Below are 22,109 nucleotides of genomic sequence, written 5' to 3'. Positions count from 1 at the left end.
CGCTATTCCTCCTTCTGCCCTCTTAGGAAATAGATCGTATCCAATTCGAATGTAGATGCAGCCGCACGTACATCCTCAACTGAAATATTCTCTATCTGTTGAACAAGCTGCTCTACTGTGCGCTCTTTCCCAGACAATTGACCATTGAAGTCAAAAGAAATCATTTCAAATGCAGAATCATCCATTTCACGTAACAAATTCCGAATCATAGCTTTAGTCTGTGACATCTCCAATTCAGTGATCTCACCCGTTCGCATTTCCTCTAGCTGATTCTCAATAATTTCAACAGCTTTCTCATAATTTTGGACCTCTATGCCTGATTGAATAGTCCCAAGTCCTTTATGACCATCGTAGCGTGAAGAAGCATAATAAGCTAAGCTCTCCTTCTCACGAACGTTCAAGAACAGCTTCGAGTGCGGATACCCACCGAGTATTCCGTTGTACATCAGTGCAGAAGCATATTCGTCATCTCCATACGTTATCGTTGTACGAAGCCCCATATTTAACTTCCCTTGATTCACATCCAATTTCTCAACGATGGTTCGAACTTCACTCACTTCACGAATTGACTGCTTCGTTTCATAGGCTACAGGTTGTGTGGCGTCTAGATGGAAGTGTTGCTCTACCAACTTCTGCACTTCCTCAAGCGTGGTATCTCCCACGACATAAAGATCCATACTGGATTCATTCAGCCAATTCAGATATGACTTATAGAGCGATTCCGCAGTAATATGATCTAAATCTTTACGCTGTCCAAGCGGATGTAAGCGATATGGCTCATTGCGACACATCTCTTCTAAGCAACGCTCAGCAGCATATCGAATCTTATCATTCACAATAGACTCTATTTTCTTACGGACATTCTCTTTCTCCGCCTGTACGTAAGCATTTTTGAAATGTCCATCTTCTAATGCAGGACGTGTTACGACTTCGCCTAAAAATGCGAAGGATGATTCGAGAAGACTCTCTTGACTCTGCACAAACGTATCGTTAATAGTGTCCATACGAAACTGAACAATTTGGTTATCGCCTCTTTTATACACATCGAACCCAAATCCCGCACCATATAACTGTTCCAAGCGTTCACGGAATTGCGTTGTCTCAGGATATGACGCTGTCCCCCGACGAAGTACAAACGGAGTTAGCGCTGTAGAAGTCACGGTATCTTCGGATAGCGGGATACCCACATACAAAGAAATAGCGAACGTTTTGAAGCGTTTGGTAGGCAATACATGAATTCGCAGTCGACCTGCACTACCGTGTTCAAATCTTGTTTTATTCAAGGTCCCAATCTCCTTTATATCATGGATTGTTAAAGCACACTGACGACGTAATAATATCCATTCTAACCCACCTCAAAGTGAAGAAGCAACCGAAGGCAAGCCTTCGATTGCCCCTTTTCTTGTTACATACAGAAAATATGCGCACCGATCGTTTTCACTTGAGGACGTGTCCATATCCACGGAGATGTAGCTGTCTTCGGATTAAAGTAATACAAGCATCCTCCTGAAGGATCCCATCCATTCAGGGCTTGCATCACTGCCTTTCGCGCCTGTTCATTAGGTTCCAAATATATTTGGCCATCGGCTACCGCTGTGAACGCTCTTGGCTGGAATATAACGCCTGAAGGTGTATTGGGAAATTCAGATGACTTCACACGATTCAAAATAACCGCTGCAACCGCAACCTGCCCTTCAAATGGTTCACCACGAGCTTCTCCATATACAGCATTGGCCATGATCTTTAAATCATTCTCAGACAGTCCCATCGAATTGGCAGATCCCATCGGTGCCTTCTTATCTGATGTTTCTTTTTTTGGAGCGGTTGGTTTATTTCCAGCATTATTTGCTGCAGTTGGTTTCCAATCTTTTGTAGCATTGTAAAGCTTCAACTTGGTCTTAGCCCCAACAACTCCATCTACCTTCATACCGAAATCGGATTGGAACCATTTGACCGATTTCAAAGTACCACTGCCAAAGGTACTGTCAATCTTCCCAGTGTAAAATCCCAAATACTTAAGACGTCCTTGCAGCTCATATACATCTTGACCTGACGTTCCAACTCCGAATGCATTCGTACTAAATACCGGTTCCGAAGGAGCAAATAGCTCATTCAATGGTTCCATAGCTGCAAGTGAGGTGTCATTCATAAATCCGAACACAGATATGGACAACAGAAGCACCAATCCTATAGAGATCCAGCCTTTCGTTTTGTTCATATGTTTAGCTCTACCTTTCTGTTGTGTTTTTACAAGATGCATAAAGTTATTATGACTTGCCCATTAGCTTCCTATGCATGGTACACAACAAGTAAGTAGAAACCGATGTTTTATAAGTAATCTAACCCTATTCTTTTCTCTCTTATTCGTTATTTTTGAAGGCTAGGAAGATAAGAAGAGAAAGCAAAAAGAGCTCCCCCAAATAACGACGGGAAACTCTTTCTACTTTAAGAACTAATTCTATTCTGTTGATACTGCTCCATAGACAGAAGAACTTCCCGTGGCTTACTTCCTTCGTATGGCCCAATAATGCCTCGAGCCTCCATTGAATCAATCAGACGTGCTGCGCGAGTATACCCAACCCGCATTCTACGTTGTAACAGAGATACCGAGGCCTGCTTCGCTTCTAGAATGATTTGCACAGCTTGATCATAGAGTTCATCAAGCTTCTCATCTGCATCTGCGGTCGACTCTTCAATCTCTGGAACGAGTGATTCGTCATAAACGGCCTGCCCCTGATCACGCACATAATCTACGATATTCTCTACTTCCTGATCTGTTAAATAAGCACCTTGTACACGAATCGGCTTCGATGAACCCATCGGCAGGAATAACATATCTCCACGACCTAGCAGTTTCTCAGCACCTGCCATATCTAGAATTGTTCTTGAATCCACATTAGAAGAAACTCCAAAAGCAATTCTAGAAGGAATATTCGCCTTTATGACGCCCGTTATAACATCTACTGAAGGACGTTGGGTCGCGATGATCAGATGAATTCCTGCTGCACGGGCCATTTGAGCGAGACGAGTAATAGCCTCCTCCACATCATTAGCTGCCACCATCATCAAATCAGCAAGCTCGTCCACGATGACAACAATGTAAGGCAGTACCGCTGGTAAATTTTCTTGCATTAATTTATTGTAACCCTCAATATTTCGAGTACCTGATTTAGAAAATAGCTCATAGCGTTTCTCCATCTCAACCACAATTTTCTTGAGTGCCAAGGACGCCCGCTTGGGATCGGTCACAACAGGCGCTAGAAGATGGGGAATGCCATTATAAACATTCAGCTCGACCATCTTAGGGTCAACCATTAAGAATTTCACTTCATCCGGCTTCGCCTTATAAAGAATACTCGTTATAATTCCGTTAATACAGACCGATTTACCCGAACCTGTAGCACCTGCTACAAGAAGATGCGGCATCTTCGCAAGATTACCAATAATGGTCTGCCCTGAAATATCCCTACCGAATGCAACCGATAACTTAGACTCAGCCTCTTGGAATAATGCAGTCTCCATCACCTCACGCATTGTAACGATAGACACTTCATTATTCGGCACTTCAATTCCTATAGCAGATTTACCTGGGATCGGAGCCTCCATCCGGATATCTTTAGCGGCAAGTGCCAATGCAATGTCGTCTGTTAAATTCACAATCCGACTCACTTTAACCCCTATATCTGGCTGGATCTCATAACGGGTAACCGCAGGACCACGCACAACTTCTATGACTTTTGCACGAACACCAAAACTTTCGAGCGTAGCCTCAAGTTTACGAGCCGTCTGCATGTAATCGTTCTGATCTCCAGCCTTCCCAGCATTACTAGGTTTACCAAGCAGACGGAAAGGAGGTAAGACGTATGGTTTGGGAGGTGGAGCTGGAGCAATGATCTCAAGTGAAATCTCTTCACCGTTCTCGTTAGCTCCCGCATCATTGACCTGGCTCATTCCGCCAGTTCCTTCTAAACCTTGTCCATACGCTAATGATGGTTCACCAGAAATCTCGCCGTGACTTTTCATAATCGATTCTTTAAGATCAGCGACTTCTCGACCTGTAAAAGCCTCTTCTAAATCATCTTCATCAGCAAGCCCTTCCGCTTTTACATGTTCGAAGAAATCACGAATAATCGGCACCGTTGCTGTTGATTGGTACTGTAAAGGATTATCATCTCCAAGCGAAGATTCCTCTTCTGAGATCGTCTTGTCAACTCCACCCTTTTTCCCTTTACGCTGAAGAGGCTCCACCATTTCAGTGATATGTGAAATATCCTCAGAATCCTCTTCAGCATATGAATCTTGAGCTTTTGCGCTTTTCCCACCAAACAATTGAAAAAATATAGGCGGGTTACGTTTAACTTTAGGTAAGATAACTTCATCAAAATCATCATCGTCATCGTCGCCGGGAAGAAGCCGTTTATTTCGTTCTGCTATACCTCTTACAGGTGAAGACGTTTTATTCCCTGTTGTCTGACGCATACTGAATTGCTTATGTACAAAAGCAACGATTTTCATTACCCTAGTTCGGACAATTCGCATCAAGTCTACATAGGATAAGTTCGTGATCAACATAAAACTAATAATAAACATGACGATCATTAATAACTTAGCGCCCGTATTTCCGAACAGCCAAAAAAGTGCAGTATACTGTATAGCACCGACATATCCGCCACCAATATCTTTATCCATCATGGAGTGCTCAATCTGATCTGTTGACGTCAGTAAACTTCCGTGAAGGTCTGATTGTGCCTGAGCAAATATCCTACTGGAACTCAAATCTGGTATGGGAGCTAATTTCCGTTCGATACTGGATATACTACTCATTAAGGTTAGAGCCAATACAACAAGTAATAACCCACTTTTGCGTGTGTTCCAACGATTCGGCCACTTCCTGTTAATCATGACCATTAGCCCATAATATACCCCTATAAGCGGAAATACAAAATAAAAGCTACCTAACATGAGTCCAAACATTTTGGATAGGGACCAACCGACCGTAGCTTCACCAGATAAAGCAATGACAGATAGTGTAATGAGAATAATCCCATAAATTTCATATTTAAGTATGCTACTTAGTATTGCCTTCTTCTTTTTTCGTCTCTTGGCCAAAAAAGTCACCCCCGGAACAACATTATACCATAATTAACCGTGGGCACCTATGTTCTATTTATCCAGCCAAAGGATCATTTTTACAAAGAAGGGATATATCGAATCATTTGTCCAGGCGCATACATAGGATTCAAATAATCATTTAAGGAACAATTCAGTAGTCTCACAATCTGCGCATTGCCTTGATCTATAGGCATCACCTGCATTAGAATTCGTTCAACAACAACCTCCACGGTTGCCTCAGGCTCTTTGAAACCGCCTTCCCAAATAACGTCCATCGGCATAATCGTATATAAAGTCACTATTGAAGCCTCCCTTGCTGCTGTACCTGTTGCTGCTCGTTAATGAGTAGGTTTAATTTAGCTAATGCTAGTCCAATTCCTCCAACTTCATCCATCAATCCATATCCTACAGCGTCTAATCCTCCAACGGCCGTTCCAATATCCCGATTCAACTCGCCTGTTCTGAACATCAATTCTTTAAATTTTTCCGCAGTAATTCTAGAATGTGAAGTTACAAATTGAACGACCCTTTCCTGCATTTTCTCCATATATTCGAACGTCTGTGGAACACCAATCACTAGACCGTTTAGACGAATCGGGTGTATGGTCATCGTTGCACTTTCAGCAATAATGGAATAACTTGACGCAACTGCAATCGGCACACCAATACTATGTCCCCCTCCAATCACGACCGTCACCGTAGGTTTGGTCAGGGACGCTATCATCTCGGCAATGGCCAGACCCGCCTCTACATCTCCACCTACCGTGTTAAGGACAATGACGAGACCCTTTACTTCCTTACTTTGTTCGGCAGCTACGAGTTGCGGAATGATATGTTCGTATTTAGTCGTTTTATTTTGAGGAGGCAGTATGACATGTCCTTCAATCTGCCCAATAATCGTCATGCAAAATATATTAGATTCAGTATCGGGTACTGTCGTTTGTCCTAGATGCTCAATTGTGTTGACTACTTGAGAGTCCGTAGTAACGCCATGTTGTTTGTCAGGAGATTCTGCCTCAGAATGTTCTTTAGGGATTTGTCCAGTCTTCTCATCATTCGATGGCTTTGCCATATTGTTGTCATCTTCCTTTCATCATACGAGTCATAACCACGCCTAGCTAGTATGGGAGAAAAGATACTACATTTATACTATGTATTAGTACTTTAAATTCGTGCTAAATCACAACTTCTCAAAACAGCATAAAATGCCCCTATTCCGCAGGAAACCGTCCAATGTTTCATGCGAATAGGGGCGACTGTGTGCTTATAACATATTTAGTCGTCTATTTATTTATTCATTACACTTCCATTATGATAGGAAGAATCATAGGTCTGCGACGAGTTTGTTCGTACAAGAAACGTCCAAGCGCATCTTTAACACCAGTCTTCAGGGAAGCCCATTCATTAACCTTTTCACTCATGAGCTTCTGAAGTGTACTCGAGACAATACGATTAGCTTCATCTAGAAGTCCTTCAGATTCGCGTACATATACGAATCCTCTTGAGATAATGTCAGGTCCTGACATGATACTTCCATCCTGTTTGCTTAGTGTAACAACTACAACTAATATACCATCTTGTGAAAGTAGTTTGCGATCGCGAAGAACGATATTTCCAACGTCTCCAACACCCAATCCATCAATCAACACGTTTCCTGCCGTTACTTTTCCAGCTTTACGAGCTGAACCATTCACGATTTCAACGATTTCTCCAAGCTCCGTAATAAAGATATTATCGGAATCAATGCCTACAGATTCAGCTAGTAATGCATGACGACGTTGCATACGGAATTCACCATGAATCGGAATGAAAAATTTCGGTTTCATCAGGTTAAGCATTAATTTTAATTCTTCCTGACTACCGTGACCAGAAACGTGAACCCCAGGATTGGAACCACTATAAATCACGTCCGCTCCAAGCTTGAACAATTCATCAATTGTACGACCGACAAATTTCTCGTTACCCGGAACTGGAGTTGCCGCAATAATAACGGTATCACCAGGTAAAATATCTACTTTACGATGCGTTGAGCGAGCCATACGTGTTAAAGCAGACATTGGCTCCCCTTGGCTTCCTGTGCACAAAATAACTACACGATCAGCAGACATCTTGTTTACTTCTTCTGGTTCAATTAGCATACCATCAGGAATGATCAAGAAACCAAGCTCCGAAGCAATCGATACTACGTTAACCATACTACGACCAATAACTGTTATTTTGCGACCCGTAGCTTCAGCAGCGTTAACCACTTGCTGAATACGGTGTACATTCGAAGCAAAAGTTGCAATGACAACACGTTGTGAAGCTTTGCGGAAAATATCTTCGAGTACGATACCTACATTACGTTCTGATGGTGTAAATCCAGGTTTCTCAGCATTTGTACTATCCGAAAGAAGCGCAAGTACACCTTCTTGTCCAATAGCAGCCATGCGCTGTAAGTTAGCAAACTGTCCATTTACAGGTGTATGATCAAATTTGAAATCTCCTGTATGTACTACATTTCCCTCTGGAGTCGCGATGATAATACCAACGGAATCAGGGATACTGTGGTTCGTACTGAAGAATGTAGCTTTCATCGTTGATCCGATTTGTACCTCGGAATCTTCATCAATCAGAATTCGCTTCGTTTCACCAAGCAAATTAGCTTCTTTTAACTTATTCTCCACCAATCCAAGCGTAAGCTTGGTTCCGTATACAGGAACATTTAGGTGTTTCAACACGTAAGGTAGTCCACCGATGTGATCTTCGTGTCCATGCGTAAGCAAAATGCCTCTCACTTTATCACGATTCTCTGTTAAATAAGAAATATCTGGAATAACTATATCAATTCCTAGCATATCTTCTTCCGGAAACTTCAATCCGGAATCCACTACAACAATGTCGTTTGCATATTGAACGACATACATATTTTTTCCGATTTCACCGACGCCGCCCAAAGCAAAAATCGTCAATTTATCGTTATTTAGTTTCTTAGACAATTGAATCTTACCCTCCTTGTATGGTTTTGGACGTGTACCATTATTTATATTATATTTCAAAAATATACCGCACCCAGTCACTTGCTCCCATTATACATGATTAAAAAGTGAAAAAACAAGTCATCTTACATGTGAGTATTAAGCTTGTCTATTATACAATCCTTTATTTTCAAAAACGAGCACCTCCAAGGAGGTGCTCATTGAAACCATAAAAGACTATTTTTCGCTAGTAAATCATACCGAAGTAATGAGATTTTTAATAAACGTTACTTCATCTTCATTCGGACCAACTAGTGGAAGTCGTACGCCTCCAACATCATGTCCTAACAATTGAAGAGCATATTTAACCGCTGAAGGATTCGGCAATGGATCTGGACATTCAAATAATCCCTTAAAGATAGGGAACAATTGCTGATGAAGACTAGCCGCTGTTCTTACATCTCCCTCAAGATAAGAATCCATCATATTCTTCATTGTTGAACCTACGATATGACTCGCTACACTCACGATTCCGTAGCCACCAACAGCAAGTGTTGGAAGCGCTGAAGAATCATCACCAGAATATACTTTGAAACCCGCAGGTGAGGATGAAACAAGCAGCGTGATTTGCTCCAGAGAAGCACATTCTTTTGTACCCATAATGTTAGGTATCTCTGCTAATCGAAGGGTTGTCTTTACTGAGAGACTAGCAATCGTACGACTTGGTACATTGTACAATATGATTGGAAGTTGTGTACTATTTGCAATCGCCTCGAAATGACGGAACATTCCTTCTTGACTCGGTTTGTTATAATAAGGCACCACTAACAAAACCCCATCAACACCCAGCTTTTCCGCTTCTTGTGTCAAATGAATCGAATGACTTGTGTTATTGCTACCTGTGCCTGCAATGATTTTACAACGTTCTCCCGCTTTATCAACAGCAAATCGGAAAAGTTCAAGTTTCTCGTCATCGCTTAACGTAGGGGATTCCCCAGTTGTTCCTGCGATAACCAAGGAATCTGATTTTTGTTCTTCAATAAGATAATCTATCAATCTGCCTGTTTCATCCCAGTTAATACGACCTTGATCATCAAATGGTGTTACCATAGCTGTAATTAATCTGCCAAATTCCAATTTAGTTCCTCCTAAAAGTTTCCTTAGGAAACTTGACTTCGAGAGCATAGGCTAAAAAGTTTCCGTAGGAAACTTAACCTCGCAAGCAAAAGCTAAAAGTTTCCGTAGGAAACTTAACTCATTGCCATTAGCGATTCAGCTCAAATTCCGTGTGAAGCGACCGTAAAGATTGAACCATATCTTCCTTCTTTACAAGCACCCAAATGGTCGTGTTTGAATCCGCTGATTGCAGTATTTGTATGTTTTGTTCAGTTAAAGACTCCACGATTCTAGCCATAATTCCAGGCACACCGTTGATCCCACCGCCAATAACAGACACTTTAGCACATCCTGATAAGCTCTTTGGTCGCAGATCCATCTCTTGCAGCACACTCAGTGCCCGCTCCGACTCATGATCAAACACAGTATATACTGCACCCGTAGGTGTAATATTAATAAAATCAACACTGATTGAATTCTCTGCCATTGATTTAAATACTTTCAACTGTAGATTGCTAGGTCCATCAAAACAGTCTACCGTAATTTGAGTTACGTTGCTCACATACGCTATTCCCGTAACAAAACGATCCACGACACCTGATTGAACGTCGTGAAATCCTTCTGGGTGGGTAACTAGTGTACCTTCGTTCTCTGAGAATGTCGAACGAATACGCACAGGAATTTGTGCTTGCATCGCAATTTCAACAGCACGAGGATGAATCACTTTAGCTCCTTGATAGGCCATATTACATATTTCAGCATAACTGACGATCGTTAAAGGCTTTGCATCTTCTACAATACGTGGATCTGCAGTCAATACACCGTTAACATCGGTATAAATATCTACCATTTCTGCATGAAGAGCTGCGCCTAATGCAGTCGCTGAGGTATCACTACCCCCTCTTCCAAGTGTGGTGAAATCCCCAGAAGTAGTCTGTCCCTGAAAACCAGTTACGATAACTACCTTATGATTGTTGAACTCCTCAATAATTCGTGTAGGACGAACATCCAGAATGCGTGCATTACCGTGATGATCATCAGTTTCAAACCCTGCTTGCGCGCCCGTTAGAACCGTTGAAGAGATTCCTTCAATTTTTAACAAGCTGCATAAAGTAGTTGCAGATATGATTTCACCGCAACATAGCAGTAAGTCTTTTTCCCGATCAGGTAGTGCATCACCATTCTGAACAATCCACTCGAGTAATGTATCAGTCGCATAGGGTTCTCCACGTCTACCCATGGCAGAAACAACAACCACTAGATTATAATTCTCATCTAACTCTCTTTTTATATGTGAAATGACATGTTCTCTCGCCTGTGGTGAGGACAAAGAGGTTCCACCGAATTTCTGTACTAAGATACGCATTTCCATTCCTCCAAATATGTTTACCTTATGAACGTTCGGAATGCTTAGATACGATAATCTCAGCGATCTGTACAGCATTCCAAGCCGCACCTTTTAAGAGGTTATCGGATACGATCCACAAGTTCAGTCCTCTTTGATGTCCTAGATCCCGTCGCAAACGACCAACAAACACATCTGGTTTTCCGGCAGCCTCTGTCGCAAGTGGATAAGATTGAGTTGAAGGATCATCTACTACTGTAATTCCTGGGGAATTTTCAAGAAGTTTCTTCACTTCACCTAGATCATAATCTTGTTTCAATTCCACATATACGGACTCGGAATGACCATAAACAACTGGGATACGTACACAAGTTGCAGTTACGTTAATGGTTTCGTCACCCATTATTTTCTTAGTCTCATTAACCATTTTCATTTCTTCAAGGGTATAACCATTATCCTGAAATTTATCAATTTGAGGAATCGCATTAAAAGCAATTTGATGCTTAACTGGAAGTGAACCGACTGGTAAAATCTGCGGTTCAACATGATCGTTATCCAACACAGCTTTGCTTTGGCGAAGTAATTCATCGATAGCCTGACTTCCTGCCCCAGATACTGCCTGATAAGTTGACACGATAATACGGTCGATACCGTAAGCATCTTGCAAAGGCTTCAGTGTAGCTACCATTTGGATCGTAGAGCAATTCGGATTCGCAATAATTCCTACATGATCGTTAATCTTCTCAGCATTAACTTCAGGAACAACTAAAGGTGTAGTTGGATCCATACGGTAAGCATTCGTATTATCAATACATACAGCACCATGACGAATGGCATGTGGAGCAAACTCTTTACTCACATCTCCACCCGCACTAAATAACGCGATATCAATACCTTCAAAACTATCAGGGGTAGCTTCTTCTACTATTACATCTAGGCCCTTAAAGTTAATGACAGTGCCTGCAGAACGTGCAGATGATAACAGCTTTAACTTACCAATTGGAAAATCACGTTTCTCCAATAGTCCTAAAATCTGTTCTCCAACTGCTCCTGTCGCTCCTACAACAGCAACATTAAACTTTTGATTGCTCATTTGCCGTATCTCCCCTTATCTAATTATGACATTCATAATCTATTTATAATTGCTTAAGCAAATTGAAACCGTTCGATAATCATAGGTTGTAGCTGAGTTCCACTAAGTGCAGCAAAACATGTTTCTGGAATCAGATCCATCTTTGCTACGAGCGAATTCGGCTTTTGCTGTGGATTATCCTGACCAAATGGAACAAAATAAATGTTTTTCGTCACCAACAGCTTAGCAATGTTAGCTGCATTCAGACCTAATCCATCATTTGTGGATATAGCTAATACCAACGGACGACCGTTACGCATTTGGGCTTTTGCTGCCATTAACACCGGTGTATCCGTCATAGCATTTGCAAGCTTACTTGTCGTAGTACCCGTACAAGGTCCAATGACTAGTACATCTAGTAATTTAGACGGCCCTAGTGGTTCCGCTCCAACAATTGTAGAAATGATATCATTCCCTGTTATATCTTTCAACTGTTTTAACCAATTTTCAGAAGTTCCAAAGCGAGTATCCGTATTTTGTACCGTATTTGAAACAATTGGCACTACGTTAGCACCCTCATCTATAAATCGAGAAATCTGTGGCATTACTTCTTCAATCGTACAATGTGATCCTGTAATTGCATACCCTACTGTCTTTCCCTGCCACTTCATCCCGCATCCCCCCGAATCATGATTTCTTCCGAAATCAACTGTACCAACGCATTGGCAATGATAATACCCGCCGTTTTGGGAGCAACGATACCAGGCAGACCAGGGGCAAGCAGCGCCTTAATTCCCCGCTTCTCCGCATAACGGAAATCACACCCACCCGGGGCCGAAGCAAGGTCAATAATCACTGCATTTGGAGACATTTGGGACAGGATTTGTGCTGTGACTATCATAGTCGGTATCGTATTAAAAAGCAAGTTGATATTGCCCACTTTATCCCCCAAATCCCTTGTCATGAAAGGCTCCCAGCCCATCTCATCTGCCCTTGCAAAGTGCTCTTTTGTCCTAACACCCATCCTAACTTTTGCTCCTAATCCTTGTAAACTTCTGGCCATTGTAAATCCCGTGCGCCCCATTCCCAGAACCATACAAGTCGATCCATGTATCGTGAAATCGGTGTTCTGAATAGCCATCATCAAGGCACCTTCAGCTGTAGGGATAGAATTATAGATTGCCACATCATCTCTGTCGAGCATTTCAACAAGATTAATCTTATTTCGTGCGCACATGTTCCTTAAATGTGGTTTTGCTATTCCCGTATACACTGTACATTCTTTTGATAGTGCTGCAATATGCTCATCCAGAAGCAGTAGTGACTCGGAAGAGAATAGCGTCATGATCTTTCCTTCGTCGTCACATCCCATTACAGGCAGTACAAGAACATCCGCTGTCTCTAACAGCGAGGAAGAAAGTTGATCTCTTGTGATGTCTTTCAACTGATCTGTGAGCTCATTGAATCCCACGATGGAGACTACTGCATCCATCTGAGAACACTTTCGAATCACTTCTATCTGTCTTGCATCCCCGCCTAGGAACACAACTCTAACTCCAGTCAGCATTAGGATGTCGCTCCTTTCACAATTCCAAGTGCTATATGAGCATGATATGCGATAGCCTAAGAAGAGGTGATGAATGTGCGGACAAAAAAAAGAGCTAACGAACACCTTCTTAAGGTCATTCGTTAGCTCAATTTCAAAATATAAGAAAGTATAAGTTTCACTTGATACTCTGCATCTTATATTTCGGAAGAGACGGATACCCGCCCTTAAGGGACGGTGTAGCCGATTCTTCTTACTTCATTATTTACCTGTATGACCAAATCCACCGTCACCACGTACGGTCTCCGAGAGCTCCTCTACGAATTCCCATTCCACTTGAGGAACGATTTGGAACACCATTTGAGCGATCCGTTCGTTTCTAACAATGGTAAATGGTGCATCTCCCAGGTTAATCAAAAGAACTCTAATCTCCCCACGATAGTCGGCATCAATCGTTCCAGGCGTATTCAAACACGTTATGCCATGCTTGAGTGCCAGTCCACTACGCGGACGAATTTGTGCTTCAAGTCCTTCTGGCATAGCGATCGCAAATCCAGTAGGTATTAATTTTCGTTCCCCTGGTTGCAAGATTACATCTTCTTCAACCGCTGAATACAAATCGTATCCCGAGGCTAAACGAGACATTTTTTCAGGGAGTTTAACATCTTCATTCCCAGGTAACTTATTTATTTGCACGTAATGTGACAAAGTCATCTCTCCTTACACTTGAAATAGTTTTATCTGTTGCACCTACCATCGCGATGGAGGTTGGTTCACTAAACATATGATCGAGTAATGATTCAACATCATTCATAGATACTTTCTCAATATTAGCGATCATTTCATCTAACGAATAATGTCTACCAAGCATCAGTTCATTTTTACCTAATCGATTCATCCGACTACCTGTACCTTCTAAGCTAAGTATAAGGCTTCCTTTCAGTTGCTCTTTTCCTTTACGCAGCTCATCTTCACTTAGGCCCTTTGTAGCGAGGTCAAATAAGACTTCTTTCGTCAGGTCCATGACCTGTTTCGTTTGTTTAGGAGCGGTACCCGCATAAATAGTGAACAATCCATTGTCCGCATGGGAACTATGGTAGGAATAGACTGCGTATGCCAGTCCGTGTTTCTCACGGATTTCTTGAAATAAGCGAGAACTCATTCCCCCACCTATGGCATTATTCAACAATACCATGGCATATTGTCTTTCATCATCGATGGCACAGCCCGGAAATGACATACATATATGGTTCTGTTCTGTTTTTTTCTTGTGAAATAAGACACTACTTTGAAACTCAGGAACTACGATCTCACTTTCACTTCCGTGATTCTGGAAATCACCAAAATGTCGTTCCAATAACTCAACGAGACGTTCATCAATATTACCTGCTACGCTTATCACGGTGTTCTCGATGGTATAATGCTCACCCATATACGCTCTAAGATGTTTTGAATTCATATTTTCTAAGAGCTCTCTTGTTCCTAAGATAGGGTAAGCCAACGGATGTTCCCCATACACTGCTTTTGCCATTAAATCATGAACGATATCATCTGGGGTATCTTCGTACATTGAAATTTCTTCAAGAATAACATTCTTTTCTTTAGAAAGTTCCAGATCATCAATATTAGATCGAAAGAACATATCCGCAAGTACATCTACCGCTATAGGTAAATGTTCATCAAGTACTTTTGCGTAATAACATGTATATTCTTTGGATGTAAATGCATTCACATTACCTCCAATAGCGTCAAACTGTTCTGCGATCTCTTTTGCATTAAATCGTTCTGTTCCTTTAAAGAGCATGTGCTCGATGAAATGAGAAACCCCATTGTTCTCAAGATTCTCATATCTCGAACCTGTCTTTACCCATATCCCGAATGATACGGAACGGCAATTTGGAATTTTCTCCATAACTACTCTCAGGCCGTTACTTAGCTTTATTTTTTCCACTTGAAGGCCCTCCTATTATGAAACCTACATACTTCAATATAAATGCATTCCCTATCCTACCAAATAATTAAGCTTCACTCAACTATTCAGGGTAGTATCCGTTCTGAAGAAAGTGTTTGGCTTACCGTCCCTAAACTCAAACCTTTCGCTTTAATCGCTTGAATCATCCCCTGTAAAGCCTGAGAGGATGATGAGGTCGGGTGCATTAATATGAGATATCCTGGTTCTACTTTGTTAGATATTTTGTTCACGATCGACGCAGGAGAAGGGTGTTGCCAATCTACCGTATCCAATGTCCATAATACAGTATGCATGCCAAGTCCTTTGGCAATTCGAACCGTATCACTATCGAAATCTCCAGAAGGAGGCGCGAACCATTTTTTCTCTTCACCCAATTCATCCTTCAACAGCTTCTGAGTTTTGCTTATTTCTTCAATTGCTCTTTCTTCACTCAACTGACTCATATTAGCATGTGAATATGCATGATTAGATAATTCATGTCCTCTTTTTTGAATTTCCTTCGCTACTTCTACGTTGTTCTTTAACCATCTTCCATCAAAGAAGAAAGTGGCTTTGACCTTCTCCTGATCCAACGTATTTAACATAGGCACAATAAACTCATTTCCCCAAGCCACATTGATCATTAGTGACACCATGGGTTTAGCAGGGTTGCCTCTATATATCGGTTGAACTTCAAGATCACTGAGCCCTACTTTTGGAATCAGTTGGCGATACTTGTATGTAATCGAGGTTGTACTCCCTGTAGCCTTGGCTTGTCTGTATGTTTCATCTACGTCTACTTCTAATCCATTGTAACCAGGAATAGCTTTCCATACCCGGTCAACTTTAGCATCCACAGGCTCAATCCTCATACTTAAAGCCTTAGCTTTTATTTCACGATATAAGGGATCTTCTTCCGAGATATTATTCGTTAACTGAAAGACTTCTTGTGAGACCGTGCCACTCCGCCCATTCTCTATAAATTGTTTGATACTACTTATTTGGCTGATTCCGATCACAATCGTAAAACAAGCCAGCAAAATAGCGAACTTTCTCGTACTCATACAATATTTCATCTCCCTTGTCAGCTTTGTCCCATCATATGAACAGAACAAATGGAATATGAATAGGGAGATACATTCAAGTAGAAATTGCTACGCCATCCTTTATCAAGAACGTCATCCGTTTTACGCGGAAATATAAGGAATAAAGTATCAAGTGAAACTTATACTTTCTTATATTTTAAAAAAAGAGCCAGAATATGAAGCTTTCTGTCTCTTTTCTCTAATTTAGTATATGAACCTCATTGTATCAACGATTAAACGGTCAATGTAGCTTTGCGAGATAAATTGATACGCCCTTGTTGATCAATCTCGGTTACCTTAACCGTGATGGAGTCACCAATTGCAATAACATCCTCACACTTAGCAACGCGTTCTGTAGACAATTGTGAAATGTGAACTAGACCTTCCTTGTTCGGAAGAATTTCCACAAATGCACCGAATTTCTCGATACGTTTCACAGTACCTACATAGATTTCGCCCACTTCAACTTGGCGGACAATACCTTCAATAATGGCACGTGCTTTTTGATTCATTTCTTCATTAGTTGAAGCGATGAATACTCGTCCATCTTGTTCAATATCAATTTTAACGCCAGTCTCTTCAATGATCTTGTTGATGATTTTACCACCAGCACCAATAACATCACGAATGCGCTCTGGGTTAATATTTATCGTCATAATCTTCGGTGCATACTGTGATAGACTTGTTCTTGGTTCTGCAATAGCTGCAACCATTTTATCCAAGATGAACAAGCGTCCTTCTCTTGCTTGATCCAAAGCGTCTTGCAAAATTTGACGACTGATTCCATCAATCTTAATATCCATTTGAATAGCAGTAACACCCACTGCCGTACCCGCAACTTTAAAGTCCATATCTCCAAGATGATCTTCCATCCCTTGAATATCAGACAGGATCGAAACATGATCTCCATCTTTAATAAGTCCCATAGCAATACCAGCTACTGGTGCCTTAATTGGAACCCCTGCATCCATCATTGCGAGGATACCAGCACAGATACTCGCTTGCGAAGTTGAACCATTGGACTCCAATACTTCGGATACTAGACGGATTGCATAAGGAAATTCTACCTCTGAAGGAAGAACCTTAGCCATCGCACGTTCACCAAGAGCACCATGTCCGATTTCACGGCGACCTGGTGGACGAAGAGGACGAGCTTCCCCTACGCTGAATGGAGGGAAGTTGTAATGATGCATAAAGCGTTTCGATTCCTGTGGGTCAATACCATCAAGAATTTGAACATCTCCAAGTGCACCAAGGGTACATACACTAAGTGCTTGTGTTTGTCCACGTGTAAACAATCCTGTTCCATGGGTACGAGGTAAGATATTCGTATCACACTCGATTGCACGAATCTCTTCCAATTTCCGTCCATCTGGACGTACTTTATCATGTGTAATCAAACGTCTAACTTCTTCTTTAACAATATCGTGCAGAATTTCCTTGACGTCTTTCATAAGTTCCGGTGTCTCTATGTACTTTTGTTCAAAGTAAGCTACCGTTGCTTCATTAATCTTATCAATGGCATCCTGGCGCGCATGTTTTTCCGATATTTTAACAGCATCTTTAAGTTGGCTTGCTGCATATTCACGAACTTCAAGGTTAGCGTTATCGTTCACGGCATGTAACCTAACTGCCATTTTTGGTTTACCAGCCTTAGCTACCAATTCATTAATGGTTGCAACAATCTTCTTAATTTCATCATGACCAAACATGATTGCTTCAAGCATCACTTCTTCAGGCATTTCATTCGCTTCTGCTTCAACCATCATGATCGCATCTGCAGTACCTGCAACAACCAAGTATAGATCACTTACTTCTTGATCTGCTACGTTTGGGTTAATGATAAATTGTCCATCTTTGCGACCCACTGCAACTCCACCAATTGGACCACTAAATGGAACATCAGAAATGCTTAGTGCTGCAGAAGTTCCGATCATCGCTGCGATATCAGGCGCACAGTCTTGATCCACACTCATAACCAGATTAGCAACTTGAACATCGTTACGGAAGCCTTCTGGGAATAATGGGCGAATAGGACGGTCCGTTAGACGACTAGAAAGAATAGCCTTCTCACTTGGTCTACCTTCTCGCTTAATAAAACCACCTGGGATTTTACCTACAGCATAAAGTCTTTCTTCATAGTTCACCGTAAGTGGGAAGAAGTCTAAATCCTTCGGTTCATTTGAAGCTGTTACTGTACACAAAACGACCGTTTCTCCATAACGAACCGTTACTGCTGCATTCGCTTGTTTAGCCAACCGTCCTGTTTCTAAGATTAAAGTTCTTCCGCCTAATTGCATTTCAACACGATTTTCCATGAAATCCCTCCTTTTGTTCTAACAGTATTTCCATATTATCAATATTTCATATAACAATACACAAGAAGAAACGGCCACACCTTTCTTCAGCAAATTATGCTTCCGAGTGCCAGCGATACAACGTATCACTTTCAGGTATCCGTTTCTGTGATTAATACAAGAAAATTATACTGCAATGAGCTTATATTTCCTTATATTTTAAAAGCAACCCGGCTGCCCCGTAGTCACTCCTAAAAGGACATACGGTGAACAACCAGGCTGCATTTAGTAAGATTATTGGAATATTAACGGCGCAATCCTAATTTCTCGATCAACGCGCTATAACGTCTAACATCCTTATTCTTAAGGTATTTCAACAATCTACGACGTTGACCAACCATCTTCAACAAACCACGACGAGAATGATGATCCTTCTTGTGTGCCTGGAAATGACTGATTAGGTTCGTAATGTTAACCGTAAGAATAGCGATTTGCACTTCTGGTGATCCAGTATCAGTATCATGAATTTTGTGCTCTTCAATCAATTGATTTTTACGTTCTTGAGTTAATGCCATTTGCTATTCACCTCCTTCAATTATAATCGCCAATAGCCTCGTCACCGTTGGTGAGATCGTGTAACCAAGCTAAGGTTATATATCATTGTCTCCAATGACGTTATTTAGTATAGCACACCTGTTTGTAAAAAGTAAATGTTCTACCTCTTACTTCGTCTATTATTCCAAAGCATTTAATAACTCTTCGGCTAACTTCGCATCCACTTGGATCTGAGTAATCAATTCCTGTATAGACGGAAATCTCCGTTCTTCACGTAAATAATGGACGAGTTCCACCGTCAAATGCTCACCGTACAAGCTCTCGTTGAAGTGAAATAGATGAACTTCATAACTTGGTGCAATTACACCTTCATGAAACGTAGGTTTTACTCCTATATTCATAACACCCGAAATCCAACCATCATTATAAAATGCACGAACTGCATATACACCTTTGGCTGGAACGACATATCGGTCATCCAATTTCAAATTAGCGGTTGGAAATCCGATCGTACGACCTCGTTTCTCACCCTCAATGACTGTACCACGCAATTGGTAGTAGCGTCCTAACCATTCATTGGCTTGTTGTAAATCTCCAGTCTGAAGTGCCTTACGAATACCTGAACTACTCACCTTCTCACCTTCCAGCGGAAAAGGTGAAATAATCTCCACATCCATTATTCCCAAACCCATTTCACGAAGTGACTCTACATCGCCTGCTCCTTGATATCCGTAACGGAAATCAAAACCAACGACAACCGTATCGATATTTAGTGGTAGAAGTACGCCTGTGAAGAAATCTTGTGGACTAACCCGAGAAAAAACTTCATCAAACTGAGCAACATACATTGTATCGACGCCCATACCAGCAAGCAACTCCTGCTTGTTCGCAAGCGGCGTCAAATATCCTTCATAGTCACCTTTGCCCATAACCTCTTTAGGATGTGGGTTAAAGGTCACTACAGCTGATGGAATACCTTTTTGTTTCGCCAAAGATACGGCGGACGAGATCACACTTGTGTGTCCCTGGTGAATTCCATCGAACTGCCCTATAGCAACGATTTGAGAAGATGCCCTCTCATGAAGCATTTCGGATGAAAGGGGGTAAGATAATATTACAGTCTTCACAACTTTCTCACCTGCAATTCCGTTAGATGACCTAATGAACCGATTATTATTCCTGTAAAAAAACTTTCACTGGAGCAATAGCCCCTGTATCTTCTTGTCTTTGAAATATGCCTAGAAATCTTCCCTTAATATCGTATAAACGGATGGGGCCTTCTCCATTTACTTCTGGGATTACTGATTTATATGAAAGTCTTTGACCTTGGATCGCGGCTGATGTTTTCTCCTCAGAGACCGTATGTACGGGTAAGTGAGGAATGGCTTGATCCACAGCGATCAAATGTGAACCAAGGGTCCCTTCTTCCATGTACCGTTCAATATCATCAAAGGTTAAACAATGTTCTGCATCGATTCCCGCTGACTTGGAACGCGTAAGCTTAACCATTACCGAAGGCAGTCCGAGTGCTCGTCCAATGTCAACACATAGCGTTCGTATATACGTTCCTTTAGAGCATAATACACGAAAGGAGAGCTCTGGATAAGGACCATCCCATGAAGTATCCGTCATTTCGATCTCGTAAATGGTGACCTCACGACTCTTCCGTTCAACCGTCTTTCCTTCTCGTGCCAGCTCATATAACCTTTTTCCATCTACTTTCACAGCAGAGTACATAGGAGGAACTTGAGAAATAACGCCTTGAAAAGAGTTCAACACCTTAACTACTTCTTCCTTAGTAACAGAAACGGAATCAACTTGTTCAATAATCCTACCCGTTATATCCTCTGTATCACTAGCCATGCCAAGGCGTAGCGTAGCGTAGTACTCCTTTGGAAGTTCTTGCATATATTCAACCACTCGGGTAGCACGGCCCAAACATAGCGGCAGTACACCTGTTACTTCAGGATCTAATGTTCCTGTGTGCCCGATACGCTTCATTTTCAGAATACGTCGAACTTTCGCTACCACATCATGTGATGTAAATCCTGCTGGTTTGTGAACAGCAAGTATACCCTCTAGATCGCTCATAATAATTGTCTCACCTGCTCAATGACTTGTGGGATAATCGTATCCAATGTTCCTTCTATCTTGCATCCTGCCGCACGAACGTGACCACCACCACCGTAAATTTGCGCGAATGCCGCAACGTCTACGTTTCCTGAGGAACGTAAGCTCACTTTCACAGCGTTCTCGTTGATAACCTTAAATAGAATCCCAACTTCTACCCCACGAATATTACGTGGATAGTTCACAATACCTTCTAGATCCTCATTAGCAGCTCCGCATTCCACCATATGTTCAGGCGTAACATGAACCCAACTAATTAGACCATCAGCAGACATTTCAAGTGTGCTAAGTGCCTTAATCAGCACTTTCATTTGAGAAGGAGTCATTTCTTCTAATAAGTTTTCAGCGAGTAACGGCCCGTTAACACCATAAGAAAGTAATTCAGAAGCAATACCCATGACTTTAGGAGAAGTATTGGCATAACGAAATCCGCCTGTATCTGTAAGTATACCTGTATAAATGGCTGTCGCAGACGCCTCCGTCCACTCCACCGAAAAGATTCCAATTAAATCGTATAAAATTTCCGCTGTTGCAGCTGCATCCGTCTTTATGAGATTCACATGTCCATAACCGTCATTGGTTGGATGATGATCTACATTTAGAATGAGGGCATCCTCAGCAAAAAACTGATTTGTTAAGCCTACCCGCCCAAAATCGGCACAATCTACACAGATTACATGTTGGAACATACGTGTAGGAGGATTAATCTCCATATCAAGGATCGTATCTGCCAGCGTTAGAAACTGCATGCGTTGTGGGATGGGACCTTCATTCAACAGTGTAAATTTCTTCCCTAGACATGAGAGAAGCCAGCCCACAGCTACCGTGGAACTGACTGCATCTCCGTCTGGCTGAACATGCGACACTACAAGAAAATCATCATGCTTGAGCAAATATTCCTTTGCTTCTTCAATCGATTGTTCATAGGTCAGCATCGTTCGTC

At 41.7% G+C, this 22,109-nt stretch carries 19 protein-coding genes; all 19 read right to left on the bottom strand.

Features of this window, described 5'->3' with window-relative positions:
- Positions 1-2 precede the first annotated feature (2 nt).
- On the bottom strand, positions 3-1,283 hold the full coding sequence (yfmF, locus tag PGLA_RS16445; RefSeq protein ID WP_068534715.1) for an EF-P 5-aminopentanol modification-associated protein YfmF: 1,281 nt from the start codon (positions 1,281-1,283) through the stop codon (positions 3-5).
- A gap of 122 nt (positions 1,284-1,405) precedes the next feature.
- The gene (sleB, locus tag PGLA_RS16440; RefSeq protein ID WP_068535089.1) at positions 1,406-2,218 is read right to left on the bottom strand and encodes a spore cortex-lytic enzyme; all 813 of its coding nucleotides are present in this window, start codon (positions 2,216-2,218) and stop codon (positions 1,406-1,408) included.
- A gap of 227 nt (positions 2,219-2,445) precedes the next feature.
- A complete protein-coding gene (locus tag PGLA_RS16435) occupies positions 2,446-5,109 on the bottom strand; it encodes an FtsK/SpoIIIE family DNA translocase (protein ID WP_068534713.1) in 2,664 nt (887 codons plus the stop codon).
- An 80-nt stretch (positions 5,110-5,189) separates the two neighbouring features.
- Positions 5,190-5,411: a YlzJ-like family protein gene (locus PGLA_RS16430; RefSeq protein WP_068534710.1), complete on the bottom strand. Its 222-nt coding sequence runs from the start codon at positions 5,409-5,411 to the stop codon at positions 5,190-5,192.
- Complete coding sequence (locus PGLA_RS16425; RefSeq protein ID WP_068534705.1) at positions 5,411-6,184, bottom strand: ClpP family protease; 774 nt, start codon at positions 6,182-6,184, stop codon at positions 5,411-5,413. The genes PGLA_RS16430 and PGLA_RS16425 overlap by 1 nt, the downstream gene beginning before the upstream one ends.
- Positions 6,185-6,410: 226 nt before the next feature.
- A complete protein-coding gene (locus tag PGLA_RS16420; protein ID WP_068534702.1) occupies positions 6,411-8,090 on the bottom strand; it encodes a ribonuclease J in 1,680 nt (559 codons plus the stop codon).
- A gap of 234 nt (positions 8,091-8,324) precedes the next feature.
- Positions 8,325-9,206 (bottom strand): 4-hydroxy-tetrahydrodipicolinate synthase, encoded by an 882-nt coding sequence (gene dapA, locus PGLA_RS16415; RefSeq protein ID WP_068534698.1) that lies wholly within the window; start codon positions 9,204-9,206, stop codon positions 8,325-8,327.
- 127 nt (positions 9,207-9,333) lie between these two features.
- Positions 9,334-10,551 (bottom strand): aspartate kinase, encoded by a 1,218-nt coding sequence (gene dapG, locus PGLA_RS16410; RefSeq protein WP_068534696.1) that lies wholly within the window; start codon positions 10,549-10,551, stop codon positions 9,334-9,336.
- Between the two features lie 25 nt (positions 10,552-10,576).
- Entirely contained in the window at positions 10,577-11,623 is a 1,047-nt protein-coding gene (locus tag PGLA_RS16405) for an aspartate-semialdehyde dehydrogenase (RefSeq protein ID WP_068534693.1), read from the bottom strand.
- A 53-nt stretch (positions 11,624-11,676) separates the two neighbouring features.
- Positions 11,677-12,273, bottom strand: a complete 597-nt coding sequence (locus PGLA_RS16400) for a dipicolinate synthase subunit B (protein WP_068534691.1) — start codon at positions 12,271-12,273, stop codon at positions 11,677-11,679.
- Complete coding sequence (gene dpsA / locus PGLA_RS16395; RefSeq protein WP_068534688.1) at positions 12,270-13,169, bottom strand: dipicolinate synthase subunit DpsA; 900 nt, start codon at positions 13,167-13,169, stop codon at positions 12,270-12,272. Before dpsA ends, PGLA_RS16400 begins: the two co-directional genes overlap by 4 nt.
- 240 nt (positions 13,170-13,409) lie before the next feature.
- Positions 13,410-13,856 carry a dUTP diphosphatase gene (dut, locus tag PGLA_RS16390; protein ID WP_211269564.1) on the bottom strand — a complete coding sequence of 149 codons (447 nt, stop codon included), beginning with the start codon at positions 13,854-13,856 and terminating at the stop codon, positions 13,410-13,412.
- Positions 13,831-15,099 (bottom strand): M16 family metallopeptidase, encoded by a 1,269-nt coding sequence (locus PGLA_RS16385; RefSeq protein WP_068534684.1) that lies wholly within the window; start codon positions 15,097-15,099, stop codon positions 13,831-13,833. The genes dut and PGLA_RS16385 overlap by 26 nt, the downstream gene beginning before the upstream one ends.
- 86 nt (positions 15,100-15,185) lie before the next feature.
- Positions 15,186-16,163, bottom strand: coding sequence for a polysaccharide deacetylase family protein (locus tag PGLA_RS16380; protein ID WP_068534681.1), 978 nt, complete (start codon positions 16,161-16,163; stop codon positions 15,186-15,188).
- A gap of 254 nt (positions 16,164-16,417) precedes the next feature.
- Positions 16,418-18,502, bottom strand: a complete 2,085-nt coding sequence (gene pnp, locus PGLA_RS16375) for a polyribonucleotide nucleotidyltransferase (RefSeq protein WP_068534678.1) — start codon at positions 18,500-18,502, stop codon at positions 16,418-16,420.
- 284 nt (positions 18,503-18,786) lie between these two features.
- On the bottom strand, positions 18,787-19,056 hold the full coding sequence (gene rpsO, locus PGLA_RS16370) for a 30S ribosomal protein S15 (RefSeq protein WP_068534675.1): 270 nt from the start codon (positions 19,054-19,056) through the stop codon (positions 18,787-18,789).
- Positions 19,057-19,215: 159 nt separating this feature from the next.
- The gene (locus PGLA_RS16365; protein WP_068534672.1) at positions 19,216-20,163 is read right to left on the bottom strand and encodes a bifunctional riboflavin kinase/FAD synthetase; all 948 of its coding nucleotides are present in this window, start codon (positions 20,161-20,163) and stop codon (positions 19,216-19,218) included.
- A gap of 46 nt (positions 20,164-20,209) precedes the next feature.
- A complete protein-coding gene (gene truB / locus PGLA_RS16360; protein ID WP_068534669.1) occupies positions 20,210-21,127 on the bottom strand; it encodes a tRNA pseudouridine(55) synthase TruB in 918 nt (305 codons plus the stop codon).
- On the bottom strand, positions 21,124-22,101 hold the full coding sequence (locus tag PGLA_RS16355; RefSeq protein ID WP_068534665.1) for a DHH family phosphoesterase: 978 nt from the start codon (positions 22,099-22,101) through the stop codon (positions 21,124-21,126). The genes truB and PGLA_RS16355 overlap by 4 nt, the downstream gene beginning before the upstream one ends.
- Positions 22,102-22,109 lie beyond the last annotated feature (8 nt).

This window comes from Paenibacillus glacialis (assembly GCF_001637205.1).
In the GTDB taxonomy this organism is placed as follows: domain Bacteria; phylum Bacillota; class Bacilli; order Paenibacillales; family Paenibacillaceae; genus Paenibacillus_AQ; species Paenibacillus_AQ glacialis.
The sequence above is the reverse complement of the archived record's forward strand: the minus strand, read 5'-3'. Positions and strand labels throughout refer to the sequence as shown.